Origin of the sequence: Pseudomonas sp. CIP-10, assembly GCF_020911845.1 — a bacterium.
Taxonomy (GTDB): domain Bacteria; phylum Pseudomonadota; class Gammaproteobacteria; order Pseudomonadales; family Pseudomonadaceae; genus Aquipseudomonas; species Aquipseudomonas alloputida.
This window is the reverse complement of sequence record NZ_CP087161.1, coordinates 227677-248090: the sequence shown is the minus strand read 5'-3', so window position 1 is coordinate 248090 and position 20414 is coordinate 227677. Positions and strand designations below refer to the sequence as shown.

Below are 20414 nucleotides of genomic sequence, written 5' to 3'. Positions count from 1 at the left end.
GAGACTCATCTCCCGAGGCAAGTTCAACGCCTTACGGCAAGACAAGTGCCCTGGCACACCTCACATGAAAGGAGCAGGCAATGGCCACTCTCACCGCAGTTCAAGCGAAGAAGAAAATCGATGATCACCTGTTGAAAGGGGCGGGCATCTACGCCTACCACCCGAAGCTGGGATGTCGCTACTTCAAAGCACGTGTGTCAGGCGAAAAGCTGGAGGTCTGGGACGGATTCAGTTGGTTCGAGGTACCTCGCGAGACGAAGTTCAACAACGGCCATGGATCCGCGGGTGACCTGTTCACTTTTTGATTTGCCAGCAAAAAACGCCTTTCAGGAGAAACACATGAACACCCGCACCCCTATCGCGAAAATGGGCAAGACCATCAATGCTGCCGAAGTCGAATTTAAAGTCGCCCGCAGTTTTTACAAAGTAGAAGTCCCTGCCGGTACCCGCTGCTGCTACCTCGCCGGCGGAACCAACGGAGGACGCTGGGTCGTTGACGACCTGTCTTTCCTCAATCCGAACTCTGCCGTGTACCACGATGCGGACCACTACGGGATTCCGGTTCCAGAAACCAACGTAATTGAGGATCCACGCCGGACGTGAGTCGGCTGGACTCTTGCGAGTTCTCCAACTCTGCATAACTGCTTCACCCGCCCTCGAATCTATTGGTTCGGGGGTTTTCTTATGCCACCGACTGTTCCCAGGAGCTGGGCGCCGTATGAAGTGCCCCTTCCTCCGCCAGCATCTCGGCGCCTTCGCGCTCGATCGCTCCCGCAGTAGATACCTCAGGCGTTAGCGGCAGCTGGCAATCACCGCACACCAGGTTGAACTGGTCGCCGCCGAGCACAGATTTGTTGCAGCCAGCACATGTGTATTTCGTTCTGGCCCAGACTTTTTTTTGCGCGCTTCGGCGGCCAGCACCAGCAGGCCCGGCCGCACCCGCCAGATTGATGTTCAGCCCCTGATCGTGAAGCTCGCGGATGAGGAGGCTCAGGCCCCCGCCTTCGAGAAGGTAGTGCGACACCTTCTGCCCGATCACTTGGCCACCAGGCAGGCCGGTACTGGACGGCTGCAGACCGATCTCGACCATTTTATCGGCCCAGACCTGGTCGTGGTAGGCCCGCCGCGGGGGCTGTCCGGAGTGCTGCCGGTACTGATGACAGGCTTGATGCGCCAGCGATTCGATCATCTTGCTGCTCGAAAGGTGCGCCCCAACGGCGATTTGGTCCAAGGCCGGGCAGAGCTCCCCGCTCGGAAGAGCGCCAGGCCGGTAATGGCCTTCAGACCCTTGGCGTGTCGAGAATCTGATTTCACAGCCAGGTAATGACCCGGAAAAGAAGCGCTCATTGATTGCCTGATAGGCGTGGTGCAGTTGCTGCAACGGGTGAGATGGCGGCTTTGCGGTATCCATAACTCTCTTTTAATACTCGCTGCGTATAGTCACGAGTTGTCGGTATTGCTAGTATATGGTCACACGTACACATAATTCTACCGGCACCATTTATAAATCTGAGGTAACCGATGAAAAAGCTCGTTGTCGCTATCGCTCTCGCCAGTTGCTCGCTGGCTGCATTCGCCCAGGCCGAGTCGCCTGCACCCGAGGTTGCTCAGGCCCCTGCCGCAGCCACCGCTCCAGCAGCTGCGGCAGCGGCGCCAGCTGCTGACATCGAGATCATGACCGTGCTCAACACGCTCAAGGGCAAATACCCCTCCACCAACTTCACCAACGTAGAGCGGGCGCCGATCGATGGCCTCTACGAAATTACCATGGGCAAGAACATTGCCTACACCGATGCCTCAGGTCGCTACCTGTTGTTCGGCAGCGTTTACGACATGCAGACTCGCAAGGACCTGACGGCACCCAAGCGAGCTGCAGCTGAGAAAATCGACGTTTCGAAGTTTCCGCTGGCAGACGCGTTCACTCGCGTAAAGGGCAACGGCTCCCGCAAGCTCTATCTGTTCTCTGATCCTGACTGCCCGTACTGCAAGAAGCTGGAAACGGAGGTCCTCAGCAAGTTGGACAATGTCACCATTTACACCTTCATGTATCCGCTGGAGTCGCTGCACCCGCAGGCTCGCGCCAAATCTGAATCGGTCTGGTGTCTGCCTGAGGCTGGCCGTGCTGCTGCATGGGAATCCTTGGCGCAAGGCACCCAGCCGCCGGCGAAGAAATGCGATAACCCAATCGAGCGCAACATCGCGCTGGCCGAAAGCATTGGCTTCCAGGGTACTCCCGCCATGGTGAGCGAAGACGGTCGGAAGATGCCGGGGCTGGTATCGGCCGAGCGGCTCGACGCCTGGCTCAACGGCGGTTCCTGATCTCCCGCCAACAGTCTTCTCCACGTGGCCATCTCGATGGCCACGTTGGTTTCTGATCACCTGATCGTCATGAGCCCCGGGCTGGGCATTCTCATTGGAGTTGTGATGAAGCTACGCCGCTTATGCGCATCCGCTTTCCTTACCGCCCTCTACCTCGCGTCATCCACTGTTCATGCCGAAGAGCTCGGCAAGTACGGAAACACCTGGGAGATCCAGGAGCAGGATGCAATCGACATGATCCAAGGTCGGTTGAAAGCGATGGACAAGAAAGGCGAACTCGACAAGTTCTGGAACGACTACCGCGACAAGCAGTTGGCCGGAGCAGAAAACCCCAAGCCGGTACCCGGCATTGGGCCCGTCGTTGAGCCGCAGATCAGGATGTACGACCCGACCTACACGTACCCTGAGACCGTCAAAGATCATCTGGGTAACATCCTGGTGCCGGCGGGCACTCGCATCAACCCGCTGGACCACATCACCCTCAGCAAAGCGATCATCTTCATCGACGCTCGCGACCCGAAGCAGCTGCAGTACGCCAAGAAGCGCACCGATGAGCATCCCCGGGACAAAGTGATATTGGTCGCGGGTTCGTTCCTGAAGCTCAACCGGGAGTGGGGTCGCCCGGTCTACTTCGACCAGATGGGCATCCTCACGAAGAAGTTCGGGATCGAGCGCGTTCCCGCGGTCCTGACCCAAAAGGGCAGGGAACTCCAGATCGAGGAGTTGAAGCTATGAAGAAACTGCTTATGGCCCTGGGCTTTGTGGCAACGGCCCTGCTCAGTACGGTCAGCTCTGCCGATGAAGGCGTGTGCACCGGTAAATTCCCGAACCTGATTTCGGACGTCTGCTGGTCCTGCATGTTCCCGATCAAGCTTTTCGGTTCAACGGAGCTCATTTCCGATGGCCAGGAAGACTTCGACAGCGGGAACAAAAGCGCATTCTGCACGTGCGATAACCCGCCCAAGGTCGGCATTCCCACCTCGTTCTGGGAGTTCGACATGATGACCGACGTTACCACGGTGCCTGGATGCTTCCCCTTGCTCGGTGGGGTGAAAGTCAACGTAGGCGTCAACGCAGATGCATTCGGCTACATCTCTGACGATCAGAGCAGCGGCATCGGCAGCACCCGCGACTCGTTCATGCAGGTCAACTTCTATATCAACCCGGCCATGTATGTGATGGGCGCCATCCTGGACGACACGTGCATGGACAACCGCGGTATCGACGTGCCCTGGATGTCTTTCGCGGACCCAACCCACAACGATGACGAACTCGCCGGCATCCTGACCCCCTACGCGTTCCCCTTCGGGAGCATGCTGGCGATCGGGGCCATGTCCGCCGATGCCGTTGCCGCTGCTACAGGCTTCCCACTGTCCACGATCTTCTGGGCCGCCGGCTCCTACGGTCACATGTACCCGCTGACCGGTCGGAACGAGGCGCACCTGAGCATGGAGCAAACCGCCCGGCTGCAAACCACGCGAATCCTCGCGAAACTCCATGCCGCGGGTACCCAGTGGGCGGCAATGGGAGGTGACGCAATGTGCGGCTACTACCCGCAGATCATCATGGACAAGCGGCAGTACAAGCTGACTCGCCTCTACCCCAAGCCTGAGACCGCAAAAATCGCAGGCAAGTGCTGCTCTCCAATCGGGCGGTCGACAATTCTGACCGAATCGAACACTGAGTTCCCTCTCCCAGGATACAAGGACTTTGGCTATGGCATTTTCCGTAAACGCGACTGCTGCGGCGGCGCTACTCTTAGCAACTAGTTTCTTCGCCGTGCCTGCCGTGTCCCAGCAGCTGGAAATGCCTTCCAACGAAGCTATCCAGAAGATCATGCAGGAGCAGGCGGCATCTCGAAGTGCCGCTCTGAACGGGAAGATTGATCCGGTGAAGCCGGGCACGTTCAAGGCCACGGTACCGGTCATCGACGCCCCAGCGCCCACCAAGACCGAGTCGCTTGACGACGTCATTGCGCGATTCAACGCCGCAAAACAAGGTGCAAAGGGTGGCCACGGCGCGAACGACTTCATCATCTTCGTGTCGTTCTCGATGCCCAAAGACAGGCTTGAGCGGCTGGCGCAACAAGCTCGCGAAACCGGTGCTGTCATGGTCGTGAGAGGGTTCAAGAATGGCTCCCAGATGCAGACCAAACAGGCTGCGCTGGAGGTGAACAAGGCCGGTGTGCCGTGGGAGATCAATCCCAATCTGTTCAAGGCCTTCAAAGTGGAATCGGTACCAACGTTCGTCGTGGCGTCTGCAGAAGCAGAGTCCGTTCTGGACGATGGCTGCTCACCAGATGCCACCTTCACGTCGATCACCGGCGACATCAGCGCAATGTTGGCCCTGGATACCATCCGCCTCCGTGCGCAGCCTGAGATCGCAAAGCTTGCCGAGGCCAGGTTGCAGAAGATCTACAAACAACAAGCCCCTGGCACCGTCCACTGATCACGATCGAGCCCGGCATCGCGCCGGGCTTCTGGTGAAACTATGCAAACTGAACTGACCACCATTGCTTGGGAGCCTGGCTTCCAACTGAACCTGAGCTCCTGGGCTGATTTGGAGATTGCGAAGCGTCGTGGAGAAAGCCCAGGCGAACTATCAGCATGCGCTTTGAATTCCTGCATCTTCTACCTAGGCGCCTATGTCATGACTCGCGACCTGGTCGCACACGTCGAAAAGGGCATCACCTGGAACGCGCAGGTTTATGAGGCATGGAACTATGGCCGCTGCCAAGAAATTCACAAAATCTGCCGAGGGCTTGCACCATCAGATGCCGACGCCCTGTTGCATGCTAGTGGGTATGCGGACGTCAGCCTGGATGAGCTCAGCGACGCCTCGGACGAAGCAGTCCAAGAGGCATGGGCCGCGCTGTACGGCGAGTAATAAAAAACCCGGCCTCAGGAGAGGCCGGGTGCTGTAAAACGTTAATCAGCTTGAGCCAAGCGCCCAGAACCGAATGCCACACGACGGGCCACTGCATTCCATTCCTGCACAGTAACCAGCATGCTGGAGCGGGCCTTCTCGTGACCGTTTACTGTCTGGCGATACTGCAAGCGCACAAAGCCAGGCGTAACACTTGGATACCCTTCGAGCTCATACACGTTACGAAAACCGTCAACATCGATGTTGCTGGCGGTGTAGATCTGCGAGAAGAACATCCTGTAATAACCGGCCTTTGCCAGCATCACAGCAATTTCGCAGAGCAGTTTCAAGCGCATGCAGCACGCGGTGATGAACAGTACGAGTTCAAGCGACAGAGCTTGAGCCTTACGTTTGCAAACATCGGTGTCGATAGTCAGTTTCATGGTCATTCTCCCGGGTTGAGTGGCTAAGCCTTGCGTTTGCCTAGTACCCGGTAATGCACATCACGCGACTACAAATCGGATTATCCCTGTGCGGCCTCCTCACCGCCGAGCGCTTCCATGAGAGCGGGTACGAGCTTTGCCAGCACGCCGGCGTAAGTCAGAAACATCGCGCCGAATGCAGCCTCCTCTTCCTCCTCATCGGGAATCTCTTTGTTCACGTTTTCGAGGAAAACAATGCGCTTGAGTGTCGACTTGTCAGTCAGCACGAAGGACACCTCTTCATTGAACGTCATGGCCAACCGTACGGGGCGCCGACCTTCGAGGAGGTGCTGTCGGATCTCCTCGCGCTCCAGGCTGATCGAGGCGTAGCCCACCTTAGATTTTTCAAGGTCCAGCCCCTGCAGGTTGACCTCACGGTCGACCGTGAATTCGTCGGGGGATTCGTTGTTCATCAACCAGGTGGCCATCGCAGAGGAGGGGTCCATCGAGGTTCGAATCAGTGATGCAGGGATATCGATGGCGTCATGTATTTGAGTGACGACATCATCGGCTTTCGCCGGTGAGCCACAGTCGATGCCGATCAGGCCCGCCGAAGTATCGATCCACACCTTCTCAGTGCTCTGTGACTCGAATGCCCTGGGCAAGAGCTCGATAAACGCCTCTTCCTTCATCGCCTTGAGCTGGTCCCGGCTCGGCTTGTAGCCCTTCTCGGAGAGCATCTTGGCCGCCTTCTTCGCCACGTGTCGCTGCAATACAGGCTCGGGTACCTTCTTTTCTTCAAAGCACAGATTTAGCAGGATCTGCTTCTGCACCTCGAACACGAGGCCACCGCCAACCCGGGGCTCCACCCAACCCTGGGTTTTGATGACGCTACCCGTACAGGGAGTGAATGCCCTTTTTTCCAGACGTTTCGCAAGCTCGGCCGTAGACAAGCTCCAGGGCTCAGTAATCCGGTAGAGGTGAAGGTTCGAAAACATGATGCAACTCACTCCTGGCCGGCTTACCGCCAGCACAATTTGGCGCACGAAAAAGAAACATGTACGCATAATACTGGCAGATTTATAATCATGCACACACCTATCCTGCCAGTGGAAAAACCATGTCTGAATTCGCCCAGGTTGAGCAACGCCTTCTTCAACTCCGTGCAGAGGTCGCTGGACACATGGATGCGTACCACCGACTCGATGCCCCGACGATCCCGGACGGAGAATTCAACCTCCTGTTTCGTGAACTGGAGCAACTGGAAGCTGCGTATCCAGATCTGGCTACCGCTGACTCACCAACGCAGCGGGTCGGTGGCCGGGTTCTGGAAGAGTTCCTCCAAGCACAACACGATGTCCCAATGCTGTCGCTCAAAGACGCCATGAACGAGGAAGAGGCCCGGGCATTTGCAAGCTCTGTGGTGGATGAGCTGTCACAGCCGGCGGACATCGAGTTCACCGCTGAACTGAAGTACGACGGCTTAGCGCTTTCGGCTCGATACTTGGCTGGCGTCCTGGTTCGCGCAGTCACCTGCGGGGATGGAACGACCGGTGAGGATGTAACGGCACAGGCCAAAACCATCCTGAACTTGCCCCTGACCCTACCAGCGGCCACTGATCTGGAGGTTCGTGGCGAGGTTGTCATACTCAATAGCGATTTTAAGATCGTGAATGAGCGCCTCAAGAGCCAGGGCTTGAAGACCCTCGCCAACCCCCGCAACGCCGCCGCCGGCAGCATGCGCCAGCTGGACCCCAAAGTAACTGCGTCCAGGAGACTGTCTTTCTACGCGTATGGCGCCCAAGAGCTCGACGGCACCCCTGCGTTCAAGGCAACCAAACAGTGGAAGATCATTGAGGGCTTGCTGGAGCTCGGATTCAGCATTGCCCCGGAAACGACCGTGGTCCACGGCTGGGATGGCATCAAAGGGTTCTACGATGCGGTGGGTGCGAATCGCCACAACCTCCCAGTAGCCATCGACGGCGTCGTATTCAAGGTCAACTCCCTCGCCGACCAAGAACGCCTTGGCTGGAACAATCGCACCCCCCGATTCGCCATTGCGTCCAAGTACCCAGCAGAGGAGGCCGTCTCCGTCGTCGAAGACATTGTGGTGCAGATCGGCCGAACGGGGCCTGCGACCCCTGTGGCAAAGCTCAAGCCTGTGCGCGTCGGTGGCGTAGTGGTATCCAGCGCCAACCTCCACAACGCCGATCAGATCGAGGCCAAGGGTATCAAGGTCGGTAGCACCGTCATCGTTCGCCGAGCGGGCGATGTGGTACCGGAGATCGTTCGGACAGTGCCCTCGATCGGCGATAAGACCCTCTCCCACTATGTGATGCCGACAGAGTGCCCGTCATGTGGTAGCCCCCTCGTTCGCCTGCAGGGCGCCGTCGAGCTGCATTGCCCAGGTGGCATTAAATGCCCGGCACAGAAGCAGGGCAAGATCGCTCACTTCGCGTCTCGGCTGGGAATGAACATCGACAACCTGGGCGACAAGTCGGTCTCAACTCTGATCGCCGCCGGCCTGATCAGCATGCCTTCCGACTTGTACAGTCTGAACGACAAGGTCATCGCACCGCTCCCCGGGTTTGGGCCGGTCTCAGCGAAGAACCTGGTCGCGGGCATTGAGGGCTCGAAAGCTCCGGACCTTCCGCGATTCATTTTCTCGCTGGGGATCGAGGGTGTCGGCGAGGCCACCAGCAAAGCTCTGGCGGCGCAGTTCGGGTCCTGGTCAGCATTCCGCGCAGCGACTTACGCGCAACTGCTGGCCATCGCGGATGTTGGGGATGGTACCGCCACCAACATCACCCGATTCTTCGAGGATTCTACTCTCGGTGCTGAGGCAGATCGGCTGGCCACGATCACCACACCCAACGACTTCGCTGCCATCGGCGGGGCCTCGCTGAAAGGGAAGGTTGTCGTCCTCACCGGCACTTTTCCAACCCTCAGCAGAGAGGCTGCCAAAGCTCTGGTCGAAGGAGCCGGGGGGAAGGTCTCAAGCAAGGTTTCAAGCAAAACCAGCTTCGTCGTTGCCGGCGAGGCAGCAGGCTCGAAACTCGAAGCCGCCAAGGACCTGGACATCGATGTGTGGGATGAAGCCCGGCTATTGGCCGCCGCCGCGGGCTGAGTATTACAGGCCGGCGTGAAGCATCACAGAGCATTAAGATTTCATCTGGAGAACCAGAAAATGTCAGTAACTAATGGACCATACAAGCGCGATGCTAATGGAGTCGCCTATGAAGTCGACTTTGAGTATGTGCGAGATAACGTCCCGCTCGACTGGTTCTTCGAGCACATGCTCGGTGCGAAAGCGAGACCATCAGCAGGTGCAATTCGGTACAACATCTGTCCAAACCCTGAATGCGGAGCTTCTTCCGTTCACTCGGTGAAGATCAGCGTGAAAAACGGCGGGTGGCTCTGCTACTCGTGCGGTGAGCAAGGTGACGTGGTCGCTGCGGCGGCATTTTACTGGGGGAAATCTCATCGGGAGGCAGGTCTTGACCTGATGGGCGCCGATGTTGAGCTGCTGAAGCACTATGTTCCGCCCAAGCCCATGGACGCGATCCAACGCGATGACAGTGCTCTTGCGCTGGTATTGCAACGCGTCGCCGAAGCTTGCAGTTATCCCTCGAAAGATGCCCTGAAGTACTTTGCTGGCCGGGGTATATCTGAGGATGTAGCCCGGGAAGCTTGCAACCGAGGCATCCTCATCACAATCCCGAACAACCCGATGGAAGCCAAGGGGTTCTTGACTGAAGTCGCAGGGCAGGAACTGATGGTGAAAGCGGGCCTGTGGAACCCCGAAAAAAAGGCGCCAGCCTGTGCATTTCGGCCACTGTGGTTTCGGTCGCAATCGCACTGTGCTGCTGAGTTTAGGCTCATGCGTGAACCCAAAGAAGGGGAGAAGAAGGCCATGCGGTACGGCGGAAAATCTCCTTGGATCTGGGAAGGCTCTGAAAGTGAGTTCATGATCGTCGAAGGTCCGATCGACATGTTATCAGCCGTCGAAATGGGGTCGAAAAGGACGATCTTCGCGCTTCCTGGTTGCGAGAATTGGGAGCCTGAATGGTTCAACATGATGGCCAAGAAGAACGTGCTTCAGGCGCTCGATCCTGATAAGCCGGGCTTCAAGGCTGCAGAGAACCTCAAGCCAGTGCTAGTGGCTCTTGAAGCCAACCTTGGCACCTTCAATCCACCCAACCGGGTCGGCGACTTAAACGAGCAGCTCAAGCACATGCGTGGCCTCCTAAACTAACCCACCAAACCCGGCTCTCGCAGCCGGGTTTTTTTGGCTTGTTACAATGCGACCCCGGGGAGTGCGTCGGTAGATTCATAACGCGTACACATACATCAATACGGGTGATAAAATCACCGCTCAGAGAAGTGGAGCCCCCCTTTTGGACCGTCGAACATTCCTGCAATATGCCCTCGGCTTGGCCGCTTCCTCAACTCCGCTGCTCTCAAGCGCCAGCACCTTCTGGGATCAACCCAGACGTCTCTGGCTGAAGCGTGAGATCAAACCCGGGCAGTGGGAGGAGGTCGACAAGGTCTATTACCAGAACGGTCGACTCGATTGGTCCGGCTATGACCCCGTGTGCCGACTGATGCGCGATGTTCACACGGGCAAGGCTGTGCAGATGAGCCCTGTGCTCCTGGACGTCGCAGGAATTCAAGGTTGGTTCAAAATTCACGGGATAACGAAGCCCATCATCGTGCTTTCAGGGTATCGCGAAGAGTCGACCAACAAGAAGGTGGGTGGCAAAAAGCACTCTGCGCACCTAAGAGGTGGCGCTTGCGACCTCACAGTGCCAGGCGTACCGGTAGACTACCTTCGACGACTAGCCCTATATCTTGAGGGCGGCGGCGTGGGCGTTTACCCAGGCCGGAACTTCATTCACGTAGACGATGGAAATTTGAGGGTCTGGCGGGGATAGTACCAGGCTCTCGCTCGATGAAGAGCCTGGCTGCCCCCGATCATGCTTAGAACATGCTGGACCAGGAGATCTGGTTGACGAGGGGCTTGTGAGGGAGCAAGGCCAGGTCCACGGCCCTCAGTGCTGGGTTACGGCCGGTGAGGTACCAGCAATCATTTTGCTGACTCAGCATGTATCGATCACACAGCCGCTCCAAAGCCGAACGATAGGCCTCTGTGACATTGCCGCCGGATGCGAGTGCCAGCAGGTCAGCCGATCGAATGCCAGGCTGCCCCCACGCTACCCGAGCAAGATCGTACCCTTCATCACCGGCCAGGATGAAGATCTCATCCGCAACAGCTTCTGGCACGGGGTCGATCATGAAAGGAAACTCGACCGGGAACACGTACCAGCGACGCCAGAACTCGTAGTGGATCCGCAGACGAATGACGTCCTTGCGAGCTCCAAGCACCTCACAGCACTTATCAAATGCCCAGTCGCCAAGGGTAGGCCCGAACACCCATTGGGCAGCTGTCACATACACATCGGTCGGCAGTTTCTTCGCGAACAAAGCCTCGACGTTGGCCTTAATGATGCGAAACGCGAGACGCGTTACGCCGTCCTCGAAATCCTCTTCATCAAGCCGGCGCAGCTCATCCTTCTTCAGTTTTCGTCTTTGCGCTCCAAGGTTCGATAGATTATTGAGTGCGGCGAGCCCAAGTTCTTCAGCAAAAGGATATGACTCGACCACAGTTTCGTCAGTCCCCAGAAAATCCACTTGAGCATCGTCTGCAGCGTTATCAAGATCGAAGGCGTCAAGACCTTCGAAAAGATTGGCGCTATCAAAGCTCTCAAGCCAGTTACGAACATCGCCAGGATCAGAAAGACCGCCAGAATCGTCAGATAGAAGCTCAGATCCGAAGACATCATTTTCTTCCTCGTTGCCCAGGGGCATATCAGTGAATTCGTTCATTGGCACCACCCTTAAACCGGAACTGTTTGCGTGAATTGATCTGCGCCAGCCATTCGGGCATGCTGGCGCCTGGCCGGCCATCTGATGTCGGCCGCTGTGGCGAACCTCACTTCACCAGGGGTGGCCACACTCGCCCAGGTCACCTGGTGCTCGCCGGAAACAATCGCGTAGTCGGTGGTGCCCATCGACAAGAGTTTTTGCATCACATCCCCTGTGCCCTGGGCTTGCTCAGGCTCCGTAGGCAACAGCTGCGAATAGACCTGCGCTGCCGACTCGGATTGAGGTTTGAACAGAACCAGGTTGCGAGCTCGACTCAGGCAGGCCTCGCGCAGATCCAGAGACTCACGCCCAAGATCGTCGAGCGAACCAGCTGCAACCCATACGCTCATCACCTGCTCAGTCTGTGGCGAGAGCAGCTGCTCGATGCTCGGGTCATTGCAACCACCTGGATCGGTGAACACAGCCAGCGCAGTGGGTGCACCAGGCTCACCGATCGACCGCAGAACAGCATCCGCCAGATTCGAGATCACGATGCGGCGGAGATTGGACGCCGCCTGGCCTCGGCCGATGTAGGGAATTGCGAGATACACGATCTTTCGTGTTACCAGCGCCTCGTGCAGCACGACGTCAGGCTGGTAGCTGTTGAACACTTCACCCGCTCTACCGGCGCCGAGCATGCACATGCTCCCAGCGAGGCCCGAGAAGCGTCCTTTCAGCTTTACCGCACAGATGTCGCCAACATCATCCTGAAAGGCCTTGCAGGCCTGCTGCAGGGCTCCCAGCTGCACTGAACGAGGGTATGCAGTGGCCATGTGTTCGATCAGCGCTGAAATAGCGTCAGGCTTCATCACGAACATACCCAGATCAAGGTACGAGTAGGGCAGGCCAGCGAGCTGCAGCGAGGACACAATCGCCCGAACAAGAGCTGCGGTTGGGGTTGAATCGTGACCTGCCGTCGCATCCTGATCCGCGAGGAAATTCAAGACATGGCTCGCGACCTTGGTAGGAGCTGTGTGCAGCACCGGGTTGTAGGTATGGCTCAAGGCGGGACTACCAGGATTCACGATGAGCAGATCAGCTCCCCGGCCAACTGCAGTGCTGGCGCCGATCATCGCTCCCAAAAGTGATTCATCGACCGATGAGCCGACCACGAAGACCGCAGCGCCGGCTGCAATGCGTCGCTGAATCACCTCCCTGATCAGTTGCCCCTGGCCCTCAGTGCTCTCATCGAGCACAAGGGTATGCCCGGGCACAACATGAGCGCCCTTAGGTTCTACGTTACTCATCTCTCAGCTGCTCCTGTTGTTTCTTCCGCCCACCAGTGGGCAGCCCGCTGCCACCCAGGTACTTGTCACTATTCTTGAAGAAGTCCGCACCCTTAACGGACGGCCTGCGGAAGTGGTTGATTCGAATAGGGCCGATTTCTTTCTGCAGCTTTCTGTCGATGCTGATCATCGGCACCCGGACGTTGAAGATCTGGTCTCCGCCGTACTGGATGATGCATTCCCCCTTACCGAGCGCTTTGAGGTCATCCGGCGAGACCTTGTACTCCTCCTGCTCTCGCTCACCGACCGATATGCCGGCGGCAGCACCGGTGCCACCCTCTGGCGCCACATTGAGAAGGGGGGTGCTACTGCTTTCGTTCTGCGTACCGCTCAATGACTTCGTGATACCGATTTTCATGCCGATGAGGTCTGCACACTCAACGGCCGTGGCCTGGGTACCGATCTTGAAAAAGATCTTGGTCCAGGTGTTACCGATGACCATCTCTTTGAAGTCAGGAGAAACCACATCCAGGTTGGCCAAGGTCTGGGCTGCGGGGAACAGTGCCATCTGCGCGCTGCGCCCCTGTTCAAAGGGGCGTGCTAGCGACTGAACGGCGTAACTGCCCAGCTCATCCATGAAATTGAAATGCGGGGGGTTAGGCCGGTCCTCTTCAGGCAGCGCCTGGATCCACGAGATAGCCGTACGCAGGTCGCCCAGGAACATCTTGCCGAAGTTGGAGGCGGCTTCGTTTTTACCCATCGTCGGGAGAGCGACGTAGATGATCTTCTTCGCCCGGATTGCTTCGAACAGGTCGATCTCGGGGGCGTAGGTGTTCATCACGTCACCGAATTTCCCCGTACCGAACAAGTACATCCGGCCGGCAAGACCGCCGAACGTTTCCTTCATCCGCTTGATGTCAACCACGTTCTCCATGCCCGGCTTTCCGCCGATCTTGTATTGCTCAAGGAACAGGGAGAAGTTCTTGGTCGCCGGGTTGTGAGGCTGGGTCTTCTTGAGCAGGGTTTCCAGTTCCTCGATCGCTTTGTGGTTCATCAACAGGATCGTGAAGTCGATGAAGTTGTAAGCGAGGCCAGCAGCTTGCATTGCCGCTACGAGGGTGGTGATGCCTTGGTTCGCCGACTGTTTGTAGTGGTCAGCGCCAGGGTTATTCTCGGTAGAGGGAATGATGGACAGGATGCGGGCGGCGATCTCATCAGGGTCACCCCTGAGGATGGGGTTGTATGTATTGCTGAGTGATGGGTTACCCGGGTTCAGAATCAGCAGATCCTGCTCGCGGCCCGCCCAGACGCAGTACTGGTAGATCGTTTGAATGTCGTCCGCATTCATCTTACCGTCGATGAACGTCAGGCCGCCGCCACGCTGGATCTGCTGGAACATCATCAGTTTGCCCAATACGGTTTTACCTACACCGGACTGGCCCAGGATAAATCCATGCCGCATGAAGTCTTCATCAGGGACACGTACAGGCTGTCCCGTGTCGGTAGTGAAGCCAAGCAGCAAGCCATCTCCGTGCGCCAGATCGGTAGCCGAGCGGATATTGATCTTCGACTCAAGGAGGAGCTGGTTCTTCCAGAAATCAAAGACACGGTTGCCCACGTACGCCGCACCCGCAGCCCCCATGGCGAGGGGGAGGGTGGCCGGCACAGAGCTGAAAAAAGGCGATGTCAGAAGTCCACCAGCACCGATCGAACTCAGTGCCAGGGTGTCTTTGAAGCCACCGATTTTCGAGCGAAGTATCTGATCCATACTCATGGAGGTGAGCCTTAAGCTACGCACAAAAAAACCCGAGCACCATGAGGCGCCCGGGTTGTGGGGGTTAGAGGAAAACGCTCGACTCGGAAGCCTGCGCATTGTCTTTCTCTGCTGCGGGTAAGCGCAGCAGCGGCGATTGCAAAAGCGTTTGGATTTCCATCTGCGACAGGAGCTTGTCCTGCTCGATGGTGGTCCGAACGCCTGGCACGTCCTTTACGGTCTGCCCGGTTTGAGCAATTTGATCCAGCTGATCCTTGTACTTCTGGTACCGAGATTTCTCTGGCGGTTGCGTCGATGTCTGCTGTTGGGTATCTGATTGAACAGTCTCAGCTGCACCTGTTGTGCCTCCAACTGATTCGTTTACCTGACCATGCTGGGCTTCCTCGCGGAGACCCTCGACATATTTGGTGTCATCGAATTTGCCAGTGAAGACATCGGCACTGAAGCCAAGCAACGAAAGGCATTTTGAAGTTGCGTCTGTGAGACTTTTCTTGGCGTGATCCTCATCACTACTGATGATTCCGTAGGAATCTCGCGTGATGTAGGTGGTAGCGCCGAACTGCTTCACTGAACCGCGGAATCCCTGTTGCAGGTACCACAGCTCAACGTACACCTTGTGAATGACTTCTTTACCAACGACCTGGCCATCCACAACGAACGGTTTCCCGTCCACGTACGCTTCACTGATCAGCTCGACACCCCAGCCAAGGCCAAAAGGTCCGAAAACCTCAGTAGCACGCTTGATCTGATAGATGGGCGCGATCGCGGTCCCCTGGAAACCACCCTTGTTGAAGGACTTGGTCTCATCAGGATTGGTCTTCTCAACCTTGTTCCACACCTGCAGGCCAATAGAAGCCGCGGCCTGGCCCTGGCTGGCCCACAGCGATTCGCCGTTGGCCGAGCTTTGGTGGGTTGCTGCGTCTGTTCTGGTTTGCATTTTTGACTCCTACGACTCTGCAAAGAGGGAATACCTAATGCAGGGGTATGAAGCACAGCTGCTGATAAGGTGGTGGGGCTAGACCGCGAAATCGCCAAAAGCGTTTGCAATACGTAACACGTCGCTATATTTTAGGCGCCACAAGAGGACGGTTGCAACAAAAAGCCAACTATCTGTATTATCGCTACGTGTTATTTAGCATTCCAAACCAACGAGTATTCTATGATCACCTTGAACAGAGCCATTCTGCTTGCGTCGCTTGCGCTCTCAGCAAGCACCGCGGGTGCCGTTGATGTGCGACAGGTAGTGGTTCCAGACAGCTACGGCGTTGCGATTGAGCCCGCGCATGCAGGGCACGCGCTTGTTGAATCCATTCGCGACACCCAGAAGAAAGCCGAATCTCCGGTCTGGACGGTGACTGAGCCAGCCAGGCCTCGGGCCCTGATGCCGGCAGAAGAGGCTCTGCTCGATGCAGAAGATGCAAAGATCGCCGAGGAGGCCCGTCACACGCGGACCACGCTCTACTTTGACTTCGACAAGAGCATGCCTACGGGCTGGTGGCCGCTGACCAACGTCATCGCTGACGCACTTCGCGTCGGCAGCACCATCACCCTGATCGGTTATGCGGACGAAGTGGGCGAGGCGATTTACAACCAGCGCCTGTCCGAGAACCGCGCCATCGAAGCTGCGCGTTACCTGGTTCGGCACGGTGTTAAGAAGAAAAACATCAAGGTTTACGGCCGGGGCAAGCGTGACCCTGTATCTAGCTCCGATAGCTCGATGAACCGTCGGGTCGAGGTCGACATCGTTAAAGCTGCGGGGAAACCTCTGTGAAGGAGATTGATATCCCGCGCTACGTTGACAGTCAGACGCAATTACTTTTTTGGGAAATCGATGAGGCTGCGATCTTCATTGGCTGCCTGGGCGCAGGTATCGCACTGGGGGGCTGGGCAACCATCGCTTCCCTCGCCGGCGGCTGGTACGCAGTAAAGCGGTTTAAGCGTTTCAAGAGCGGTGCACTGGACGGCATTCTGCATCACCTCTGCTACGAGGCAGGCGTCATGGGGCTGAATAAACACTACGACGACTCTTCGAAGCGCGACTACTTCTACTAAAGCTTTCGAACGACTTTATTTGTACGCGTTATGTATTCGATAGCGCTTTGAGGCCGCAATGAAGATCAAGAAAATGCAGAACACGATGGAAGGGCTGAAAAGTCTCAGAAACTTCCAGACCTTGTCGATCGCGTGCCTTTCGGTATCGGTCCTGCTGCTCACTTTCAACCAAATGGGGCAGCACGAAACCACACGTTTGGTGCCGCCGAACCTGGACAAGGCCGTGAAGGTTGGCTGGAACAACGCGGACGACGAGTACATCAAGTCCTTTGGCCTTTATGCCTCGACTTTGATGGGCAATGTCACGCCCAAGAACGTGAATTTCATTGCCGACTCTGTTAGCGCCTTCGTTGATCCGAAGATCTACGCAGACGTGCGCAAGAAGATGTTCGTGTTGGCCAACGACCCCGTGTTCGCAACGAATGCTGGTTCTGTGTCCTGGAACGCCACTGACATCAGCTACGAGAAGGAGACGAAGAAGGTTTTCATTCTCGGTTCGATGGAGTCTCGCAGCGCAACCGGCAAGCCCAAACCGGACTACCAAGTGGTCGAGTACGTCATCGAGATGCGTGCGGGCCGCCCTTGGATCACGGGTATGGACCACTACCCAGGCAGCACCCCAAAAACACTCAAGTGGCTTCAGTCTCACCCGCCTAAGCCAGCAGAACCAACCAAGGAGGCGCTTCAGTGAAACGCTCAGCCATTGCTCTAATCGTGCTGGCCACCATCCATGCATCCATCTCATGGGCTGATGGGATGGCGGAAGTAAAATTGCCGCCTGTTCCTACGGCAGCAAAACGAGTCAAACCTGTCGAAGCGCAGCCTCTGCCTGGCTTGGGCGTTATGCCTGGCGCCGAATCTGATTCGCGCACCCAGGTAGTTCGCGTGAGCTCGGACCGTAACGAAGTTATTTACGTTTCGAACATCTTGCCGAACCGGATTTCCACTCCGTTCGCTTCGCCTAAAGCAGTCGACCAGCAACCTGATGATTTGGATATCAGTACGATCGGTCAATCGCTTTATGCGACGATGAAGACGAAGGATAAGCCAGTCGCACTGTACGTGACTGGTTCTAATCCAAACGACCCGGTCATTTCTTTGACCCTGATTCCGAAGGAGCTCCCACAGCAGACCATTACGCTGCAACTGGACAAGCCGATGGTGGAAACTGGCGGTCATGCGTCCGAGAACCAGGCGCCCGACAGCAACAACTACACCGATACTATTCGTTACGTGTTGCGAGAAGCAGCTCTCGGCAAAACCCCTGAAGGCTTCAGTGAAGGTCTGTTGCCTGCGTCGGCCGCGAACATTGGCAACGTAATTGCCTATCCAAAAGTTCGTTACTCCGGCCCAGAGTACGATATTTATCGTTACAGCCTGCAAGGAACGTCCAAAACCGACGTCGATCTTGATGAAGGTACGTTCTACAGCGATGGTGTCCGCGCTGTGTCTTTCTTCCCGACAGCCACCCTACGTGCCGGCATGACCACTGATGTGTTCATCGTCTCTGATAAGTCGGCTACGGGGAATTAAGCATGGCTATCAAAGACCAGCTGAAAGATAAGTGGCAAGATCTTAGCCCAGGCGTTCGATCGACAATTGCAATTATTGGCCTTTTAGGCTTCTTGATGATTGTCGGCTCTGTAATTGTTGGCAATGACAAGCCCAAGAACAATACGAAAACCGAAGGCACTTCCGACACCAAGCTGCTCTTGCCTCGTGGAGATAATAATACTCCTGAGCAGATCATGGCTAAATTGGCTTTACAGGACAAACGTTTTAAAGAGATCGGCCAATCGCTCAAGCAGATGGAGCAAGATCGCAAAGATGATCGCCTACGCGCCCTTGAAGAAGAACGACTGCGGGGGCAACGGCCTGACCCTGTTACCCAGGACACGCTTCGCGAGCTGAAGCGCTTGGGTGATCGGATGGACAAACTGGAGCTTAGCAAGGGCGGTACCGCTCCAGCTCTGAATGCTGCGTTGCCAGGCTATGAAAGCGCAGCTGGCACTGGTGAAGCCCTGCAAGAGCCGAAACCGAAGGTAGCAACCCTGCGGGTCACTGGCGGTACCCAAACGGCCCGGAATGAGGCCCCGAAGCAGGCAGAGAAGCCGACCCCGGCGATGCCAGCCGGTTCGTTCTTCGAAGGTGTGCTGCTGAACGGTATGGACGCGCCAACCAGCTCCACAACGCAGAAAAACCCTGTGCCGACGACCATGCGAATCAAGTCTGACGCCGTACTGCCAAACAAGTACAGCGTCGATGTTAAAGAATGTTTTGCGCTCGCTTCTGGCTACGGTGTTCTTTCCAGTGAGCGCGCTATGCTCCGGACAGAATCTTTCTCTTGCGTACGCAAAGACGGAAAGATCATCGAAGGGAAGATGGAAGGTTACATCGTTGGCGAGGACGGGCGGGTCGGTATGCGTGGTCGACTCGTGTCCAAGCAGGGCCAGATGATTGCCAAAACTTTGGTTGCCGGCGGTCTCTCGGGCCTCGCACAGGGCATGACACCACAAACAATCCCGCAGTTGAGCCTGGGTGACAGCAGCACCACTCAAACCCAAAGCGCTGACACATCGACCATTCTGCAAACTGGTGTTGCTAAAGGGTTCTCTACTTCCGCGAATGAAATTGCCAAATTCTACATGGAGATGGCTCGCGAAATGACTCCGGTAGTTGAGATCGACGCCGGCCGCAAAGTTACGATCATGCTGGTGAAAGGGATCGAACTGAAATGATGAAAGGTAATCATATGAAACGTACTGCATTAGTCGCAGCGCTGTTGCCTATTGCTCTTCTGAGTGGTTGTTCGTCCTGGTTGAATACCGCCGGCGATGACGAGTTCTCATGCCCAGGCATGCCGCAAGGCATCATTTGTAAGTCGCCAATGGCTGTTTACAAGTCCACAGAACAGAGCCCAGCGCTGACCGACAGCGATATGCCAATTGGTCAGAAGGCACCGAACGTAAAGTACGGTGACGACATGGGAAAGACTGCCGGCTCTGAGCATAACCTCAAGGTATCCAATGGTGTGCCAGGGCCAGCTGTTGCGGATCTTGCTCGACCGGTTCGAGTTCCAGCCCAAGTCATGCGCATCTGGATCGCTCCGTGGATCGACAGCAAGGACGATTTGCACTTTCCGTCCTACCTCTTTACCGAGATTCAGCCACGCACTTGGTCGTTCGGAAAATCCGAATACTCAGGCCAAGGCATGGTTGTTCCTCACCTTGAGTTAACCGCTGTACCGCCAGTCAATGTTGCCGCCCCTAAATCGGAAAACGTTGCTGCAGAACCAACCAATTACGGACCGCAAGTTACGTCGTCCGCAATCCCATCCACAACTGACATCAATCTGAACTGATAACACTGGGAGCTACACAATGACCGCACAAATCGCACAAATCGAAACCACCGCAGTAGCCGCTGCTCCATTCAAGAAAATCGACAAACGTGCCCTGGTGAGCATGGCTGTGGTCGGTCTGGCTGTCGCCGTCGACGTGACCGCCGGCGCCGACTCCACCTTCAACGAGATCGTCATCAGCCTCGACGGTTGGATGACCGGCTCCCTCGGTAAGGTCTTTGCCCTGGGTGCCCTCGGTACCGGCCTGGCAATCGGCGTGGTCAAGCAATCGGTCATGGCCGTTGTGACCGGCGTAGCCGTAGCGCTCTCTGCAAGCGTTGGCCCAGGCGTACTGACCAACATCTTCACCGCAACGCTGTAACGCCCCTCAAGGCGCACTAGGTCGCTAGTGCGCCTTTTCAACTGGCTCTGCCTGCGGGTTGCCCTCCAGGCCTTCCAAGCCTACTCAACCACCACATATGGCGAACAGT

At 56.6% G+C, this 20414-nt stretch carries 24 protein-coding genes; 17 read left to right on the top strand and 7 right to left on the bottom strand.

Annotated elements, in window-relative coordinates; genetic code table 11:
• The first annotated feature begins 80 nt into the window (after window positions 1-80).
• Both LMH93_RS28260 and LMH93_RS28255 read left to right on the top strand, forming a co-directional pair.
• Complete coding sequence (locus tag LMH93_RS28260) at window positions 81-305, top strand: hypothetical protein (protein WP_023383767.1); 225 nt, start codon at window positions 81-83, stop codon at window positions 303-305.
• A gap of 34 nt (window positions 306-339) precedes the next feature.
• The gene (locus LMH93_RS28255; RefSeq protein WP_023383768.1) at window positions 340-603 is read left to right on the top strand and encodes a hypothetical protein; all 264 of its coding nucleotides are present in this window, start codon (window positions 340-342) and stop codon (window positions 601-603) included.
• Between the two features lie 79 nt (window positions 604-682).
• Here the strand turns inward: LMH93_RS28255 and LMH93_RS28250 are convergent, their stop codons facing one another.
• Window positions 683-1411, bottom strand: coding sequence for a hypothetical protein (locus tag LMH93_RS28250; protein WP_041925798.1), 729 nt, complete (start codon window positions 1409-1411; stop codon window positions 683-685).
• A 110-nt stretch (window positions 1412-1521) separates the two neighbouring features.
• Here LMH93_RS28250 and LMH93_RS28245 point away from each other — a divergent pair, with 110 nt between their 5' ends.
• The 5 genes from LMH93_RS28245 to LMH93_RS28225 are packed head-to-tail and all read left to right on the top strand — an operon-like array spanning window position 1522 to window position 5205.
• A complete protein-coding gene (locus LMH93_RS28245; protein WP_023383770.1) occupies window positions 1522-2319 on the top strand; it encodes a DsbC family protein in 798 nt (265 codons plus the stop codon).
• Between the two features lie 36 nt (window positions 2320-2355).
• Window positions 2356-3054: a type-F conjugative transfer system protein TraW gene (gene traW / locus LMH93_RS28240; RefSeq protein WP_023383771.1), complete on the top strand. Its 699-nt coding sequence runs from the start codon at window positions 2356-2358 to the stop codon at window positions 3052-3054.
• Window positions 3051-4088 carry a TraU family protein gene (locus LMH93_RS28235; protein ID WP_023383772.1) on the top strand — a complete coding sequence of 346 codons (1038 nt, stop codon included), beginning with the start codon at window positions 3051-3053 and terminating at the stop codon, window positions 4086-4088. Before traW ends, LMH93_RS28235 begins: the two co-directional genes overlap by 4 nt.
• A complete protein-coding gene (gene trbC / locus LMH93_RS28230) occupies window positions 4036-4767 on the top strand; it encodes a type-F conjugative transfer system pilin assembly protein TrbC (protein ID WP_224459419.1) in 732 nt (243 codons plus the stop codon). The genes LMH93_RS28235 and trbC overlap by 53 nt, the downstream gene beginning before the upstream one ends.
• A 42-nt stretch (window positions 4768-4809) precedes the next feature.
• A complete protein-coding gene (locus LMH93_RS28225) occupies window positions 4810-5205 on the top strand; it encodes a hypothetical protein (RefSeq protein ID WP_023383774.1) in 396 nt (131 codons plus the stop codon).
• Window positions 5206-5246: 41 nt separating this feature from the next.
• Here the strand turns inward: LMH93_RS28225 and LMH93_RS28220 are convergent, their stop codons facing one another.
• Complete coding sequence (locus LMH93_RS28220; protein WP_023383775.1) at window positions 5247-5627, bottom strand: hypothetical protein; 381 nt, start codon at window positions 5625-5627, stop codon at window positions 5247-5249.
• An 80-nt stretch (window positions 5628-5707) separates the two neighbouring features.
• Complete coding sequence (locus LMH93_RS28215; RefSeq protein ID WP_023383776.1) at window positions 5708-6604, bottom strand: recombination-associated protein RdgC; 897 nt, start codon at window positions 6602-6604, stop codon at window positions 5708-5710.
• A gap of 122 nt (window positions 6605-6726) precedes the next feature.
• Here LMH93_RS28215 and ligA point away from each other — a divergent pair, with 122 nt between their 5' ends.
• From ligA to LMH93_RS28200, 3 genes are all read left to right on the top strand, one after another.
• The gene (gene ligA, locus LMH93_RS28210) at window positions 6727-8733 is read left to right on the top strand and encodes an NAD-dependent DNA ligase LigA (protein WP_060495169.1); all 2007 of its coding nucleotides are present in this window, start codon (window positions 6727-6729) and stop codon (window positions 8731-8733) included.
• A 60-nt stretch (window positions 8734-8793) separates the two neighbouring features.
• Entirely contained in the window at window positions 8794-9861 is a 1068-nt protein-coding gene (locus LMH93_RS28205) for a toprim domain-containing protein (protein WP_023383778.1), read from the top strand.
• A 142-nt stretch (window positions 9862-10003) separates the two neighbouring features.
• Complete coding sequence (locus LMH93_RS28200) at window positions 10004-10540, top strand: YcbK family protein (protein WP_054893915.1); 537 nt, start codon at window positions 10004-10006, stop codon at window positions 10538-10540.
• Between the two features lie 46 nt (window positions 10541-10586).
• Here the strand turns inward: LMH93_RS28200 and LMH93_RS28195 are convergent, their stop codons facing one another.
• The 4 genes from LMH93_RS28195 to LMH93_RS28180 all read right to left on the bottom strand — a co-directional run bounded on the left by LMH93_RS28195 (window position 10587) and on the right by LMH93_RS28180 (window position 15468).
• Window positions 10587-11492 (bottom strand): hypothetical protein, encoded by a 906-nt coding sequence (locus tag LMH93_RS28195; protein ID WP_023383780.1) that lies wholly within the window; start codon window positions 11490-11492, stop codon window positions 10587-10589.
• An 11-nt stretch (window positions 11493-11503) separates the two neighbouring features.
• A complete protein-coding gene (locus LMH93_RS28190; protein WP_054893914.1) occupies window positions 11504-12778 on the bottom strand; it encodes a hypothetical protein in 1275 nt (424 codons plus the stop codon).
• Window positions 12771-14531 carry a type IV secretory system conjugative DNA transfer family protein gene (locus tag LMH93_RS28185; protein WP_054893913.1) on the bottom strand — a complete coding sequence of 587 codons (1761 nt, stop codon included), beginning with the start codon at window positions 14529-14531 and terminating at the stop codon, window positions 12771-12773. The genes LMH93_RS28190 and LMH93_RS28185 overlap by 8 nt, the downstream gene beginning before the upstream one ends.
• A gap of 64 nt (window positions 14532-14595) precedes the next feature.
• Window positions 14596-15468 (bottom strand): hypothetical protein, encoded by an 873-nt coding sequence (locus LMH93_RS28180; protein WP_054893912.1) that lies wholly within the window; start codon window positions 15466-15468, stop codon window positions 14596-14598.
• Window positions 15469-15690: 222 nt separating this feature from the next.
• On the opposite strand from LMH93_RS28180, the gene LMH93_RS28175 reads away from it, so the two are divergent.
• The 7 genes from LMH93_RS28175 to traA are packed head-to-tail and all read left to right on the top strand — an operon-like array spanning window position 15691 to window position 20305.
• Window positions 15691-16302 (top strand): OmpA family protein, encoded by a 612-nt coding sequence (locus LMH93_RS28175; RefSeq protein WP_054893911.1) that lies wholly within the window; start codon window positions 15691-15693, stop codon window positions 16300-16302.
• A complete protein-coding gene (traL, locus tag LMH93_RS28170) occupies window positions 16299-16583 on the top strand; it encodes a type IV conjugative transfer system protein TraL (protein WP_054893910.1) in 285 nt (94 codons plus the stop codon). The genes LMH93_RS28175 and traL overlap by 4 nt, the downstream gene beginning before the upstream one ends.
• Window positions 16584-16641: 58 nt before the next feature.
• On the top strand, window positions 16642-17274 hold the full coding sequence (locus tag LMH93_RS28165) for a TraE/TraK family type IV conjugative transfer system protein (protein ID WP_023383786.1): 633 nt from the start codon (window positions 16642-16644) through the stop codon (window positions 17272-17274).
• Window positions 17271-18116: a TraK domain-containing protein gene (locus LMH93_RS28160; protein ID WP_054893909.1), complete on the top strand. Its 846-nt coding sequence runs from the start codon at window positions 17271-17273 to the stop codon at window positions 18114-18116. Before LMH93_RS28165 ends, LMH93_RS28160 begins: the two co-directional genes overlap by 4 nt.
• A 2-nt stretch (window positions 18117-18118) precedes the next feature.
• Window positions 18119-19321 (top strand): TraB/VirB10 family protein, encoded by a 1203-nt coding sequence (locus LMH93_RS28155; protein ID WP_054893908.1) that lies wholly within the window; start codon window positions 18119-18121, stop codon window positions 19319-19321.
• Window positions 19322-19335: 14 nt separating this feature from the next.
• Window positions 19336-19944, top strand: a complete 609-nt coding sequence (gene traV, locus LMH93_RS28150) for a type IV conjugative transfer system lipoprotein TraV (protein ID WP_082412207.1) — start codon at window positions 19336-19338, stop codon at window positions 19942-19944.
• Window positions 19945-19963: 19 nt separating this feature from the next.
• The gene (gene traA / locus LMH93_RS28145; RefSeq protein WP_054893907.1) at window positions 19964-20305 is read left to right on the top strand and encodes a TraA family conjugative transfer protein; all 342 of its coding nucleotides are present in this window, start codon (window positions 19964-19966) and stop codon (window positions 20303-20305) included.
• Window positions 20306-20414: the final 109 nt, after the last annotated feature.